This window comes from Streptomyces sp. R818 (assembly GCF_056172735.1).
Map to the genome: position 1 here is coordinate 65760 of NZ_JAOCNE010000014.1, position 13786 is coordinate 79545.

The 13786-nt window shown below is 72.0% G+C and carries 13 protein-coding genes; 6 read left to right on the forward strand and 7 right to left on the reverse strand.

Annotation, left to right across the window (positions count from 1 at the left end; all coding sequences use genetic code 11):
- The first annotated feature begins 37 nt into the window (after window positions 1-37).
- Window positions 38-1624 (forward strand): MFS transporter, encoded by a 1587-nt coding sequence (locus tag N5I75_RS31835; RefSeq protein WP_476683272.1) that lies wholly within the window; start codon window positions 38-40, stop codon window positions 1622-1624.
- 193 nt (window positions 1625-1817) lie between these two features.
- Entirely contained in the window at window positions 1818-3494 is a 1677-nt protein-coding gene (locus tag N5I75_RS31840; RefSeq protein ID WP_476683275.1) for a glycoside hydrolase family 99 protein, read from the forward strand.
- Between the two features lie 4 nt (window positions 3495-3498).
- Here the strand turns inward: N5I75_RS31840 and N5I75_RS31845 are convergent, their stop codons facing one another.
- The 3 genes from N5I75_RS31845 to N5I75_RS31855 are packed head-to-tail and all read right to left on the reverse strand — an operon-like array spanning window position 3499 to window position 4706.
- A complete protein-coding gene (locus N5I75_RS31845) occupies window positions 3499-3897 on the reverse strand; it encodes an ATP-binding protein (RefSeq protein WP_476683277.1) in 399 nt (132 codons plus the stop codon).
- 16 nt (window positions 3898-3913) lie between these two features.
- Entirely contained in the window at window positions 3914-4342 is a 429-nt protein-coding gene (locus N5I75_RS31850) for a response regulator (protein ID WP_476683279.1), read from the reverse strand.
- 1 nt (window position 4343) lies between these two features.
- Window positions 4344-4706 carry a hypothetical protein gene (locus N5I75_RS31855; RefSeq protein ID WP_476683282.1) on the reverse strand — a complete coding sequence of 121 codons (363 nt, stop codon included), beginning with the start codon at window positions 4704-4706 and terminating at the stop codon, window positions 4344-4346.
- A 118-nt stretch (window positions 4707-4824) separates the two neighbouring features.
- On the opposite strand from N5I75_RS31855, the gene N5I75_RS31860 reads away from it, so the two are divergent.
- From N5I75_RS31860 to N5I75_RS31870, 3 genes are all read left to right on the forward strand, one after another.
- The gene (locus N5I75_RS31860; protein ID WP_476683284.1) at window positions 4825-6453 is read left to right on the forward strand and encodes a sensor histidine kinase; all 1629 of its coding nucleotides are present in this window, start codon (window positions 4825-4827) and stop codon (window positions 6451-6453) included.
- The gene (locus N5I75_RS31865) at window positions 6450-7667 is read left to right on the forward strand and encodes a PP2C family protein-serine/threonine phosphatase (RefSeq protein WP_476683286.1); all 1218 of its coding nucleotides are present in this window, start codon (window positions 6450-6452) and stop codon (window positions 7665-7667) included. Before N5I75_RS31860 ends, N5I75_RS31865 begins: the two co-directional genes overlap by 4 nt.
- Before the next feature lie 174 nt (window positions 7668-7841).
- Window positions 7842-9041, forward strand: a complete 1200-nt coding sequence (locus tag N5I75_RS31870; protein WP_476683288.1) for an oxygenase MpaB family protein — start codon at window positions 7842-7844, stop codon at window positions 9039-9041.
- A gap of 1 nt (window position 9042) precedes the next feature.
- Here N5I75_RS31870 and N5I75_RS31875 read toward each other — a convergent pair whose 3' ends face one another.
- The 4 genes from N5I75_RS31875 to N5I75_RS31890 all read right to left on the reverse strand — a co-directional run bounded on the left by N5I75_RS31875 (window position 9043) and on the right by N5I75_RS31890 (window position 12587).
- Window positions 9043-10239: a TetR/AcrR family transcriptional regulator gene (locus N5I75_RS31875; protein ID WP_476683292.1), complete on the reverse strand. Its 1197-nt coding sequence runs from the start codon at window positions 10237-10239 to the stop codon at window positions 9043-9045.
- A gap of 32 nt (window positions 10240-10271) precedes the next feature.
- Entirely contained in the window at window positions 10272-11372 is a 1101-nt protein-coding gene (locus tag N5I75_RS31880; protein ID WP_476683296.1) for an NAD(P)-dependent alcohol dehydrogenase, read from the reverse strand.
- Entirely contained in the window at window positions 11369-11884 is a 516-nt protein-coding gene (locus N5I75_RS31885; protein ID WP_476683300.1) for a DUF4334 domain-containing protein, read from the reverse strand. The genes N5I75_RS31880 and N5I75_RS31885 overlap by 4 nt, the downstream gene beginning before the upstream one ends.
- A gap of 82 nt (window positions 11885-11966) precedes the next feature.
- On the reverse strand, window positions 11967-12587 hold the full coding sequence (locus tag N5I75_RS31890; RefSeq protein WP_476683302.1) for a TetR/AcrR family transcriptional regulator: 621 nt from the start codon (window positions 12585-12587) through the stop codon (window positions 11967-11969).
- Between the two features lie 157 nt (window positions 12588-12744).
- Between N5I75_RS31890 and N5I75_RS31895 the strand changes: the two genes are divergently transcribed.
- The gene (locus N5I75_RS31895) at window positions 12745-13770 is read left to right on the forward strand and encodes an LLM class F420-dependent oxidoreductase (protein WP_476683304.1); all 1026 of its coding nucleotides are present in this window, start codon (window positions 12745-12747) and stop codon (window positions 13768-13770) included.
- Window positions 13771-13786 lie beyond the last annotated feature (16 nt).

Sequence of the window (13786 nt, forward strand, 5' to 3'; positions counted from 1 at the left end):
CCCGTCCGGCGGGTGGCCGGAGGAAGGACTACCGTCCGTGAGCGCAGAGACGACGCAGGCGGCGAGCGAGAGCGAGTCGGAGTGGGATCCGGAGGCGGTACGCCGCCACCGCGGCCTCTTCCGGGTGATCGAGCGACGGCGCAACCCCAAGCTCCGGCAGAGCGACATCACCGTCACCGAGGAGCCGACGGTACGGCGCGCGGTGAAGGCCGCGATGCTCGGCAACGCCATGGAGTGGTTCGACTTCGGCATCTACTCCTACATGGCCGTCACCCTCGGCAAGGTCTTCTTCCCGACCGGCAACCCGACGGCGCAGACCCTCGCCTCCTTCGGCGCCTTCGCCGCGGCCTTCCTGCTGCGGCCCATCGGCGGGTTCGTGTTCGGCCCCCTCGGCGACCGCATCGGCCGCAAGAAGGTGCTGTCCCTCACCATGATCATGATGGCGCTCGGCACGTTCGGCATCGGCCTGGTGCCCAGTTACGCCGCCATCGGGATCTGGGCCCCGGCCCTGCTGCTGCTCTTCCGCGTCATCCAGGGCTTCTCGACCGGCGGTGAGTACGGCGGCGCCGCCACCTTCATCGCCGAGTACGCGCCCGACAAGAAGCGCGGCTTCTTCGGCAGCTACCTGGAGTTCGGCACGCTCGCCGGATACGTGGGCGCCGCCGGCCTCGTCACCATCCTGACGACGTTCCTGGACGACGCGGCCATGACCTCCTGGGGCTGGCGCGTGCCGTTCCTCGTCGCCGGACCGCTCGGCCTGATCGGCCTGTACATGCGGCTCAAGCTGGAGGACACCCCGGCCTACCAGGAGCTGGAGCGCGAGCAGGAGATGGGCGCCGACCGCCCGAAGTTTCGCTTCGGCCCGTTCTTCCGCGACCACTGGCGCGCGCTGATGCTCTGCATGATCCTCGTCGCCGCCTACGACATCGCCGACTACGGTCTCCTGTCGTACATGCCGACCTACCTGACCGACGAGCTGAACTACGGCTCCACCGCGGGGCTCGTCGCCCTGGTCATCGTGATGGTCGTGCTGATGTGCCTGGTGCACCCGCTCGGCACCCTCTCCGACAAGGTCGGCCGCAAGCCGATCCTGCTCGCGGGCATGGCCGGTTTCGTCGTCCTGACCGTCCCGGCGTTCCTGCTGCTTCGCAGCGGCGGCCACGTCGCGATCTACGCGGGACTGCTGCTGCTCGGGCTGTGCCTGCTGACGTTCCTGGCGACGATGTCGGCGGTCCTGCCCGCGCTGTTCCCGACGGAGGTGCGCTACTCGGCGCTCGCGATCTCCTTCAACGTGGCCGGGTCCCTCTTCGGCGGTACCACGCCGCTGGTCATGGAGGGTCTGACCAGCGCCACCGGCAACAACCTGATGCCGGCCTTCTACATCATGTTCGCGGCCGTGGTCGGCGCGGTGGCCGTCCTGTTCATCAAGGAGACCGCCCGCCAGCCCCTGGAGGGCTCCCCGCCCTCGGTCGGCACCAAGGAGGAGGCGGCCGCCCTGGTCGCCGCCCAGTACACGCGCGGCCCGCTCTCCCAGCTCCCGTCCGACACCCCCGGGGTCGCGCAGTCCGGGTCCACGGAGGACGACGCGGAGAGCCGCGGACCGCGGGAGGTCACTCCGGTCTGACCGAGCCCTGCTCCACCCGCCCTGCCCCGGCGCCGCACCGGCGCCGGGGCGGGGCGGTCGCCTTTCGGCCGGGTGCTGAGGCTGTGCGCTTTTTGAGGCAGTCGGTCGATATTTTGCGTGCAGCCATCTTGAACCCTTCACGCCAGCCCCGCAAAGTTGTCATGCTCCCGCCCCCACCGAAGGTGAGACCCCCATGACCTTTTCGCGGCGCACCCTCCTCAGATCCGCCCTCGCGACCGGCGCCGTCGCCGCCGTCGGACTCCCCTTCGCCGGCCGCGCCGCGGCCGCGTCCCCGCCGGGGGACGTCGTCGGGAAGATCACCGTCGGCTACCAGGGCTGGTTCGCCTGCCAGGGCGACGGGGCGCCGATCAACGGGTGGTGGCACTGGAGCGGCAACTGGGGCCAGCCGCCCTCACCGGGCAACAACGCCATCCGCAGCTGGCCCGACATGCGCGACTACACCTCCGGGTACCGCACCGCCTACGCGAACCTCGGCAACGGCTCGCCCGCCACGCTCTTCTCCTCGTACGACCAGCAGACGGTCGACACCCACTTCCGGTGGATGCGGGAGAACGCCATCGACACGGCCGCGCTCCAGCGCTTCAACCCCAACAGCTCCGAGGGGGCGACGCGCGACGCCATGGCCGGCAAGGTCCGTGCCGCAGCCGAGGGTTCGGGCCGCAAGTTCTACGTCATGTACGACGCCACCGGCTGGACGGACATGCGCACCGAGATGCCGGCCGACTGGACCGCGAAGATGCGCGCCCACACCGCGTCGCCCGCCTACGCGCGGCAGAACGGCAAGCCCGTCGTCGGCATCTGGGGCTTCGGCTTCAACGAGCCGAACAAGGCGTGGCCCGCCGCCGACTGCCTGGAGGTCGTCAACTGGTTCAGGGCGCAGGGCTGTTACGTGATGGGCGGCGTCCCCACCCACTGGCGCACCGGCCGGGAGGACTCGCGCCCCGGCTACCTCGACGTCTACCACGCCTTCGACATGCTCTCGCCGTGGATGGTCGGCAGGATCGGCACCGTCGCCGACACGGACCGCTTCCTCACCGACGTCAACACCCCGGACCAGGCCGACTGCAATGCGCACGGCATCGACTATCAGCCCTGCGTCCTGCCCGGCGACGTCCAGTCGCGCCAGAGGGCCCACGGCGACTTCATGTGGCGGCAGTTCTACAACATGGTCCGCCTCGGCGCGCAGGGCATCTACATCTCGATGTTCGACGAGTACAACGAGGGCAACCAGATCGCGAAGACCGCCGAGAGCGCGGCCTTCGTCCCCGCGGACTCCGGCTTCCTCGGCCTCGACGAGGACGGCACCGCCTGCTCCGCCGACTACTACCTGCGGCTCACCGGCGACGGCGGCCGGATGCTGAAGGGGCAGATCCCGCTCACCGCCGTCCGCCCGACGCCCCCGATGCCCGGCGGGACCACACCGCCGCGCGGCGACCTCGCCCTGCGCAGACCCGCGACCGCCTCGGGCCACACCCAGGTCTACGCGCCGGGCAACGCGGTGGACGGGGACGCGCGGACGTACTGGGAGAGCCCGAACAACGCCTTCCCGCAATGGATCCAGGTCGACCTCGGCGCCGCGACCACGGTCCGCCGCCTCGTCCTGTCCCTGCCGCCCGACCCGGCCTGGGCCAGGCGCACCCAGACCCTGGAGGTGCTCGGCAGCACCGACGGCAGCGACTTCACGACGCTGCTCGCGCCCGCGGCCCGCACCTTCGACCCGGCGACGGGCAACACCGTGACGCTGACGGTCGCGGCCGCCGCCGTCCGCCACGTACGCGTGCGGTTCACCGCCAACACGGGCTGGCCCGCGGGCCAGCTGTCCGCCCTGCAGGTCCACGCCGACGCGTGACGGTTCAGCGGTAGGAGGCGGGGTCGAGGACGGCGCGGACCGTCTTGCCGCCGCCGTGCGGCTCGACGGTGACGGAGTGCGCCAGGTTGTTCACCATCATCCAGCCGAAACCGCCGGGGACGGCGGGGTCGTGCGGACGCAGCAACGGCACCTCGGGGCTGCCGTCCTCCACCTCGATCACCAGCGCGCCGTCGTGCGCGCGGGCGGCGAAGCGGACGAGGCCACCGCCGTGCCGCAGCGCGTTCGAGGCGAGCTCGCTGGCGATCAGGAGCGCGTCCTCGCGCATGCGGCGGGCCTGCGGCGCGGGCAGGCCTGCGCAGAGCGGGGACACGGCCTCACCGGTGTCGGTCCGCGCCTGCGCGCACGTGAAGCGCTCCGTGTCGGATGCGTCCGGAGCACCCACGGGATTCCTCCAAGCTTCAGGAACGGGGGAGCTGGGTCGTCGTGTCCAGGTAGAACGCGTCGATGCTCTGGACCGCCTGCTCGAAGTCGTCGAGGTTGACCGGCTTCGTGACGTAGGCGTTGGCGTACTGGCGGTACGCGCCCGTCACATCGTCCGGAGCCGCCGACGTCGTGAGGACCACGACCGGGATCGTGCGCAGGTCGTCGTCGCCCTTGAGTACGGCGAGCAGCTCCCGCCCGTTCATCCGCGGCATGTTGAGGTCGAGGACGATGAGGTCGGGGCGGGTGGACTGCGGGGAGCGCAGATACTCCAGAGCGGCGATGCCGTCCTCGACCTGGTGCAGATTACGGGCGCCGCGCGCGGTCAGGGCGTCCTGGACCAGCATCGCGTCGGCGAGGTCGTCCTCGACGAGGAGGACGTCGTAGGGACGGGCTGGCGTGGTCATCTCATGAGCTCCGGGGCGGGGTGGAAGGGGCTGCGGTCTGGGACGGATGCGTGATCAGGTCGGGCCAGCGGTTCCTGGCCCCCTGCCGGGTGATGTTGAGCACCCCGCCGAGCTGCGGGTACCCGGCGCCTGCCGCGACCGCGTCCTGTGCCGCCCGGTACTCGAGGCGGTCGAGGGCGCCGCGCAGCTGCAGGATCATGTACAGCCGGGACAGCGCCTGCGACTGCGCCGTGACGGTGCCGTCGGCGGGCCGGGGGTCGAGGGCGTGGGTGGTGAGCCGGCGGACGAGGTCGTCGAGCGCGCCGCTGGTCAGCTCGGCGATCTCCTCCTCGGTCACGCGTAGCGAGAAATGCTTGCCAGGCATCCGCCCACCTTAGGGAAACTGCCGTCGGTACGACAACATGACTTGTCGGATTGCGGTTACAGTATGCACGCCGCGCGCAAAAAGGCGGCCCTGACTGATTCCCGAGGAGCGCCCCGGAATGGCGACCGACGTCCAGAGCCGACGTTCCGACACCGCTCGGGCGACCACGCCCCCCGCGGCGCCCCCTGTGCCGCGCCGCGCGTCGTGGACGACGCACCGCTGGCTGCTTGTGAGCACCACCCTGGCCCTCGTCGTGCTCGCCGTCCTCGGCGGGCTCGGCCTGTGGGCCCTGAACCGGACCTCCGCCCTCACCGACGAACTGGTCGACAAGCGCAGCCCCGCCCTGTCCTGGTCGGTGCGCCTGGAAGCGGCCCTGGTCAACCAGGAGACCGGCGTACGCGGCTACGGCCTCACCGGCGAGCGCTCGTTCCTGGCCCCCTACGAGGAGGGCCTGGACGACCAGCGCGCCGCGGTGAAGGAGCTGCGCACGCTGGTCGCGGACGACCGCCAGGGCCGCGTCGACCTCGACGACGTGCTCGCCAGGGCGGGCGCGTGGCAGCGCTCCTTCGCCGAGCCCATCGCCGAGGCCCCTGCGGGCGAGCCGGTGGAGTCCGCCACGCGGCGCACCAACGAGGGCAAGTCCTCGTTCGACGCGCTGCGCAAGGCGATGGTCGTGCAACAGGAGCACCAGCGCGCCGCCCGTGAGGCGGCCCTGGACGACCTGAACGGCGCGACCCGGCTGCGCGACTCCATCCTCGTCAGCATCGCCGCCGTCATCCTGCTGCTCACCGTCCTGATCTTCGAGGGTCTGCGGCGGGGCGTCACCAACCCCCTCGCCCAGCTCGGCGCCGACGCCCGCGCGGTCGCCGGCGGCAACTTCGAGCACCCCGTCGTCGCCACCGGCCCCGCGGACCTGCGCCGTCTCGGCGCGGACATGGACGCCATGCGCCGCCGCCTCCTGGACGAACTGGCGTTCACCGAGGAGGCCCGCCACCGCCTCGACGAACAGGCGGCGGAGCTGCGCCGCTCCAACTCCGAACTGGAGCAGTTCGCCTACGTCGCCTCGCACGACCTGCAGGAACCCCTGCGCAAGGTCTCCAGCTTCAGCCAGCTCCTGCAGCGCCGCTACGCCGGACAGCTCGACGAGCGGGCCGACCAGTACATCGCGTTCGCGGTGGACGGCGCGAACCGCATGCAGAAGCTCATCAACGACCTCCTGGAGTTCTCGCGCGTCGGCCGCGTCCACAACGACCACCGCGAGGTCGACCTGGAGGAGGTCGTCGGCCAGACGCTCGACGCGCTCAGCGTCTCCATCGAGGAGTCCGGCGCCCGGATCGTCCACGACCCGCTGCCCACCGTGACCGGCGACGCCACCCAGCTCGGCATCCTGTGGCAGAACCTCATCGCCAACGCCGTGAAGTTCCGCCACGCGGACCGCACGCCCGAGATCAGGATCGAGGCCGAGCGCGACGGCGCCCTGTGGCACTTCGCCGTCAGCGACAACGGCATCGGGATCGCCCCGGAGTTCGCGGAGAAGGTGTTCGTCATCTTCCAGCGCCTGCACACCAAGGACGCCTATCCAGGAAGCGGCATCGGCCTCGCCATGTGCAAGAAGATCACGGAGTTCCACGGCGGCACCATCGGCATCGACCCGGACCACACGCCGGGCACCCGGATCGTCTTCACGCTCGCCGCGACCGACCCCGCCCCGCAGGACGACGCCGTCGAGGGCGCGGCCGCGCGATGAACGCCTTCGTACCCGAGCAGCACGTACGGATCATCCTCGTCGAGGACGACGACGGTGACGCCCTCCTCGTCGAGGAGCTGCTGATCGACACCGGACTGCGGTACTCCCTGGTCCGGTGCACCACGCTCGCCGCCGTCCGCACGGAACCGGCCGTGCACTCCGCCGACTGCATCCTTCTCGACCTGCACCTGCCCGACGCCAGCGGCATCGGCGCGGTCGCCTCCGTGCAGGAGATCGCGCCCGACGCGGCGATCATCGTCCTGACCGGGCTCGCCGAGTCCAAGGCGGGCGGCGAGGCCGTCGCCGCCGGCGCGCAGGACTACCTCGTCAAGGGCCAGGTCGCCCCGGACCTGCTGCACCGCGCCGTGCGCTACGCCGTCCACCGCAAGCAGGCCGAGCGCACCAGCGCCGACATCCGCGCCGGACAGCTGCGCGCCGAGGAGAACGCCCGCCTGGAGCGGGGCCTGCTGCCGCAGCCGATGATCTCCGCCTCCAGCATCCGCGCCACGAGCCGCTATTTGCCGGGCCGCGAGCGGGCCTTACTGGGCGGTGACTTCCTCGACGTCGTCCAGACCCCGGACGGACAGCTGCACGCCATCGTCGGCGACGTCAGCGGGCACGGCCCCGACGCCGCCGCCCTCGGCGTGTGCCTGCGCATAGCCTGGCGCTCCCTCACGCTCGGCGGGCACCGCGCCGAGGAGTTGCTGCTCCTCCTGGAGCGGATGCTGGTCGCCGAGCGCACGCAGAGCGACCTGTTCGCGACCGTCACCCTGGCCTGCCTCGACCCGGCCGAGGCCCGCGCGACCCTGTACCTCGCAGGCCACCACGCCCCGCTGCTGACCACGAACGGCACGACGCGCGAGGTGCCCGCCCGGCACGGCATCGCCCTGGGCATCGCTCCCGGTTATGCCAACTGGCACGCCAGTGAGCTCCTCATGCCCGAGCGCGGCGCGCTGATGATCTACACCGACGGCCTGGTCGAGGGCCACGAGGGGCAGGAGCCGCAGCGCCTGGGCGTCGAGGGACTCATCCGCCTGATGGACCGCATCCCGGCGGACGACACCGACACACACCTGGACGAGCTGATCACCCAGGTCCGCGAGCTCAACGCCAACCGGCACACCGACGACCTCGCCATCCTCCGCCTGGAGTGGGACGGCGTCGGCCCGGGAACGGCGCTGCTCGGGGCGCGGCGGCTCGAACACCGCCGCTGAGGCCACACCCCGCCGTTTCGCCCCGTCACCCCCATTGCCGAACCGCGACACGCCTCGCTATGTTAATCGAAAATCACATCGGCACGGCGGTGGAACACACCGCCCCGGTCGCACAACAAGCAGGTCTGCACAGGTAGTTGCACCATCTGTCCCTTCCGGGAAGAAGGTAAGTCAATGGAGAACCTCAGCAGGCGAAAGGCTCTGTCGCTGGGCGTCGCGCTCGGCCTCGTGGGCGCGGTCAACCCCCTCCAGGCATGGGCGACGACGGGCTCGGCGGCCAAGGCGGCCGCGGGGACCGGGCCGGAGTGGATCTGGGACGACGCGGCGGACCCCCTCATGGCGTCGATGCTGGAGAACGGGCACGTACCGGCGATCAACTCCGCGTGGGCGTCCTGGGTGAACAACAACGACCCGCTGCCCGGCGGTCTGCCCGCCGACTTCACCGCGTACCTGCGCCAGGTCAACCAGCTGCCCACCTGGGCCGACCAGGCCAAACTGGCCCGCGCCGCCGACTTCAACCGGCGCCGGGACACGTATCTGTTCATGCTGTACGGCCTCGGCAGCGGCATCATGTCCACCGTCATCCCGCGCGAGGCCAAGAGCGTCTACTGGTCGGCGGGCGGCGCCGACATGCAGGACCGCGCCGCGAAGACCTTCACGTTCGGCTACGACCTGTCCCAGCTCGGCGCGTTCAAGCCGACGGGCCAGTTCGTCGTGACCGCGAACAAGACGCGCGTCGTGCACGCCGCCGTACGCCATCTGCTGCCGCAGTCGCCGCACTGGCGGGCCGTCGCCGACGAGACCGTGCCGATCAGCGCCGCCGACATCCTCGTCACGTTCCACAGCCTCGGCACCTACGTGCACCGCAAACTGCTCGACTGGAAGATCCCCTACCCGGCCGCCGACCAGGAGGCGTTCCTGCACTCCTGGCAGGTCGCCGTCCATCTGCTCGGCGTGCCCGACGCGCACATCCCCAAGACGTGGGCGGAGGCCGAGAAGCAGTCGGCGCAGGTGCTCACCCCGATCCTCACCCCCTCCACCGAGGGCATCGCCCTGGCCGAGGAGCTGCTCGGGCTCACCGCGCAGATCGACCTCGGTGTCACGCGCGGCTTCCTCAACGAGTTCGTGCGCTACGTCCTCAGCGACCAGGTCGGCGACTGGCTCGGCCTGAAACGCGACTACGCGGCAGCGGCCCTGGTCCGTACCGTCTGGCCCGCGTTCATCCTGTTCCGCGAGGGCCTGTCGCCCGTCATGCCCGGCGCCTTCTACATGTTCGACCAGTTCATCCGCGCCCTGGCCATGCTCTTCCTGAACAAGGGCGGCTCCGGATCCACCACCCCGATCACGATTCCGACCGGCAACAGGGCGGGCTGACTCAGAGCCCCAGGGCGCTGACGGCCAGCGCGGTCACCGCCGCGCGGTGGGCGGGGGTGTCCCGCCAGCGCAGCCGGCGCCCCGCCTCGACCACGACACCGAAACCGGCGTGCACCAGGACCCGGGCCTGGCGCGGCGCCAGCTCCGGGCGTGCCCGCCACAACTGCCGCTCCCAGACGGCGATGTGCCGGCGCTGCGCGAGGACGAGGGGCCGCCGCAGATCGTCGGGCAGCCCGGCGACCTCGGCCTCCGCGACGCTGTTCAGCTCCGTGTACTCGAAGCAGTAGGCCACCTGCGTCGCGGCGAGCGCGGCGACGGCCTCGCGCGGCCCCGTCACGTCCCGCAGGCTCTCCGCCACTCCCTGGGCGAGGAGTTCGGCCGCCTGGAGGCAGGCGGCGGCCAGGATGTCGATCTTCCCGGGGTAGTGGCGGTAGAGCGCGGACGGTGCGAGCCCCACGGCGCGGGCGATCTGCCCGTTGGTCACATTGGCGAAGCCGTCGCGGGCGAACAGCGGGACCGACGCCGCGAGGATCTCCGCGCGCCGGGTGCCGGGTACAGGGCGGGCGGGCAGCTCGACGGGGCGGGTGCCCGGCACGGCCGCCGCCGGATCGGTCGCGGCGACCCGCAGCGCGGCCCCGACGAGGAGTTCCTCCGCGCGGCGCGGGCCGATGGACGTGTGGTGCATCGTGATGGACCCGATGGCGCCGAGCGCGGCCATGGCCCGCAACCGCTCGTCGGGCAACGGGAGTTCGCGCTGCACCGCCTCGTCGACCCGCGCGACGAGGCGCCCGAACTGCACACCGAGCCGCCGCCGGTCCTCCCGTTCGAGGTAGCGGGCCTCCCACCGGTATACGCCGCCCGACGCGCGGTGGGCGACGGTGACCCGGGCGGCGGCGGTGAGCACGTCCGCGAGCGGCGCCCCGGGCGCCACCTCGTCGAGCGCGGCGACCAGACCGTCCACCATGACGTGGGCGCACTCGGCGAACAGCGCGTACTTGTTGGGGAAGTGCCGGTACAGCGCCGCCGCCGTGATCCCGACCTCGGCGGCGACCCTCTCCATGGACGCCTTGTGGTAGCCGCGCTCGCTGAAGACCGGCCCGGCCGCGTCGACGATGAGCTGCTTGCGGTTGCGGGGCCGGCCGGACGCCGCCGCACCGGCGGTCGCGGCGGACCGCGCGGACGGGGAACCGGGAGCCATGCGCGTCAGTCAACCACACGCGCCTGCCCTGCTCAGGGCCTCGTGGGGAAGGTGAGGACGGGCTTGACCACACGGGCGTCCCGCATGGCGGCCACGGCCGCGCCGATCTCCTCGAACGGAAACGTGGTGACCAGCCGGTCGACCGGGAACAGGCCCCGCCTGTGCAGGCCGATCAGCTCGGGCAGGAAGCGGCCGGGGTCGGAGTCGCCCTCGATCACTCCGTGCACGCGCACCCCCTTGGCCAGCAACCCCATGACGTCGAAGGTCACTTCACCGCCCAGGCCGACGAGGGCCAGGTCCCCGCGCGGGCGCAGCGCGCCCACCGCCCGCCGCGCCATCTCCGGCCGGCCCGTGGTCTCGACGACGTAGTGGGCGCCGCCGCCGGTGAGGTCACGCAGCGCGGCGGTGAGACCCTCCCCGGGCGGGAGCGCCGCCTCGGCGCCGAGTGCGGAGGCCAGGGCGCGCCGGGCGGCGACCGGGTCGACGGCCACCACCGGAGCGCAGCCCACGGCCACCGCGGCCATCAGCGCGCTGAGCCCGACCGGCCCCGCGCCGAGGACGACCAGCGACGCCCCCGGCTCGGGCCGCAGCCGGTTGAGCACGGTGCCCGCGCCCGTCTGAGCCCCGCAGCCCAACGGCGCGACGACCTCGGCGGGCAGATCGGCGTCCACCCTGACGACGCCGCGCTCCTGGACGACGGCATACGTGGCGAAGCTCGACTGTCCGAAGAACGCGCCGTGCAGCGGGGCCCCGTCGAGGGACAGGGGAGTGGTGCCGTCGGGCCGGGCCCCGGAGAGGTTGAGGGCCTGCGCGGAGCGGCAGTAGGCCGGATGCCCCGCCGCGCACTGCTCGCAGGCGCCGCAGCTGGCGAAGGTGAGACACACCCGGTCGCCCGGGACGAGACCGGTCACCTCCGCGCCCACCGCCTCGACGACCCCCGCCCCCTCGTGCCCGAGGACCATCGGGGTGCGCCGCCGGGGCCAGGTGTCGCGCATCGCGAGATCGGTGTGGCAGATGCCGACCGCGGCCATCCGCACCAGCACCTCGCGGGGCCGGGGGTCCTCGATGCCGGCGTCGCGGACGACGAACGGTGCTCCCGGCGCCTCGACGACCGCCGCGTGCATCCGCCTCACGCGCCCTCGCCGGGTCCCGCGTCCTCGCCGAGTCCCGCGTCCTCGGGTGCGCGCTCCAGGAAGAAGTAGTAGAACGGGCCCTCCGCCGGGGTCCCCTTGGCGTTCATGACGCCCATCAGCGTGGCGCCGTCCACCCGCTTGAAGTGGTCGAACACCGGCTGGCCGTCGTAGACCATCGTGGCCGTCACCTCACCGCGGAACTCGACGCTCCACAGACTGGCCTCGCCTTTGCCGAGCTCGATGTTGGAGTACAGCGCGCCCGTGGCGTCCCGGCACATCAACGGCTTGACATCGTGCACGGAGACGAACGTCTTGCCGTACCAGCCGGCCTTCTCCAGCATCCCGTTGAGCGGATGCCCCGTCGCGAACTCGCCGCCCTTCCACGCGCCGAGGATCTCCTCGGGCCGGACGGTGTCGAGCACCGCCCAGACGGCGTCGAGTTCGGCGGGGTCGACCGGGCCGTCCTTCTCCCGGAGCGCGTGGAACCGGGCGCGGCCTTCGGACACGTCCATACGAGGTCCTCTCGTCATCGGTGAGTCGGTGAGTCGGTGAGTCGGTGAGTCGGCGATGGGTGAGTCGGTGAGGGGTGAACGGTCAGCCGCGGTGTCCCACGGTGCCGAGGCCGAGCAGCACATGGCGCCGCGCGACCTCCTCCGCGCTGAGCGGGCCGTCCTCGCGGAACCAGTTGGCGACGCCCTGGCACATGACGAGCACCGCCCGCACCGCGTCGGCCGGGATCGGCGTGGTGAACACGCCCCGCGCGCGGCCCGCCTCGACGGTGTCGAGCAGCATGTGCTCCAGGTAGTCGCGCAGGGCGACGTAGCGCGCCCGGTTCTCGGGCTCCAGGCTGCGGATCTCCGTGTCGAGAAAGGCGAGCCGGCGGCGGTGCGCCATGGACAGCACGATCGACTCGACCATGCCGCGGAACCGCGCGAGCGGATCGTCCCCGGCCTCCTCGGCCGCCGCGCGGCAGCGGTCGAGCACGTCCTTGATGGACGTCTCCAGGAGGGTGGCGAGCAGCGCCTGCTTGTTCTCGAAGTGGTAGTACAGCGCGGGCACGGTGACGCCGACCCGCGCCGCTATGGCCCGTACCGAGGTGCCGTGGTAGCCGTGCTCGTTGAACGCCTCCATGGCGTGGACCAGGATCGGATGCAGGTCGAGCGGTCCGTAGGCGCGCCATTGCCGCACCTCGACCTCGTCGGTCCGTGTACCCACGAACCCTCCTTCACCGCTGCTTAGCGTGCGTTCAGTTCCGCTGTCACTTTCTCAGGCCCGTCCCGCAAAATCCATACCTGCACGAGGAGTTGACCGCCCGGCGCTCTCCTCCTACGTTCTTAGCGAACGCTCAGTATCCGCCGAAGGGCCCCTGCTGATGCATCTGTCCACACCCCTGGCGTACGCCGACGACCCGCGCGCCGCCGCGGACCGGGCCGCCGCTCTGGAGTCCGCCGGCCTCGACGCCGTATGGGTGGCCGAGGCGTACGAATTCGACTCCCCGACCGTGCTCGGCTACCTCGCCGCGAGGACCGAGCGCCTGCGGATCGGCTCGGCCGTCCTCAACGTCTACTCGCGCACCCCCGCCCTGATCGCCCAGACCGCTGCCGGGCTCGACGCCGTCAGCGGCGGCCGCGCGCTCCTCGGCATCGGCGCCTCCGGGCCGCAGGTCGTCGAGGGCTGGCACGGCCGCCGCTACGACCGCCCGCTCGGCCGCGCCCGCGAGGTGATCGAGCTGTCCCGGCGGATCTGGCGGCGCGAGGTCGTCGAGCACCACGGCATCACCGACATGCCCCTGCCGCCGGAGAAGGGCGGCACGCTCGGCAAGCCGCTCAAGCTCCTCAACCACCCCGTCCGCGACACCATCCCCGTCTACCTCGCGGCGCTCGGCCCGGCCAACGTCCGCCTCGCCGCCGAGACCGCCGACGGCTGGCTGCCCTTCCTCTACGTCCCCGAGCGCGCCGCCGACGTGTGGGGCGCGTCGCTCGCCGAGGGCGCCGCCAAGCGCGACCCCGCGCTCGGCCCGCTCTCCGTCGTGGCGGGCGGCCCGCTCGCCATCGGCGACGACGCCGAGGCCGTCCGCGACCTGATGCGCCCCACCGTCGCCCTGTACGTCGGCGGCATGGGCGCGCCCGGCCGCAACTTCTACCACGACCTGATCTGCTCCTACGGGTACGAGTCCGCCGCGGCCGCCATCCAGGAGCACTACCTCGCGGGCCGAAAGAAGGACGCCGAGGCCGCCGTGCCGGCCGAGCTGTGCGAACGGCTCTGCCTCGCCGGGCCCGAGGGCTATGTCCGCGACCGCGTCGAGGTCTTCAGGGCCGCGGGCGTGACGATGCTCAACGTCACCCCGGTCGGCCCCGATCCCGCGCGGCTGATCGAGCGCGTCCGGAGTTGGCTGTGACCCCTCAAGGAGACCC

Coding starts and splice junctions, on each gene's coding strand:
- N5I75_RS31895 (WP_476683304.1), top strand. CDS start 12,745: ATGCATCTGTCCACACCCCTGGCGTACGCCGACGACCCGCGCGCCGCC.
- N5I75_RS31850 (WP_476683279.1), bottom strand. CDS start 4,342: ATGACCACGCCAGCCCGTCCCTACGACGTCCTCCTCGTCGAGGACGAC.
- N5I75_RS31860 (WP_476683284.1), top strand. CDS start 4,825: ATGGCGACCGACGTCCAGAGCCGACGTTCCGACACCGCTCGGGCGACC.
- N5I75_RS31875 (WP_476683292.1), bottom strand. CDS start 10,239: ATGGCTCCCGGTTCCCCGTCCGCGCGGTCCGCCGCGACCGCCGGTGCG.
- N5I75_RS31870 (WP_476683288.1), top strand. CDS start 7,842: ATGGAGAACCTCAGCAGGCGAAAGGCTCTGTCGCTGGGCGTCGCGCTC.
- N5I75_RS31865 (WP_476683286.1), top strand. CDS start 6,450: ATGAACGCCTTCGTACCCGAGCAGCACGTACGGATCATCCTCGTCGAG.
- N5I75_RS31855 (WP_476683282.1), bottom strand. CDS start 4,706: ATGCCTGGCAAGCATTTCTCGCTACGCGTGACCGAGGAGGAGATCGCC.
- N5I75_RS31840 (WP_476683275.1), top strand. CDS start 1,818: ATGACCTTTTCGCGGCGCACCCTCCTCAGATCCGCCCTCGCGACCGGC.
- N5I75_RS31885 (WP_476683300.1), bottom strand. CDS start 11,884: ATGGACGTGTCCGAAGGCCGCGCCCGGTTCCACGCGCTCCGGGAGAAG.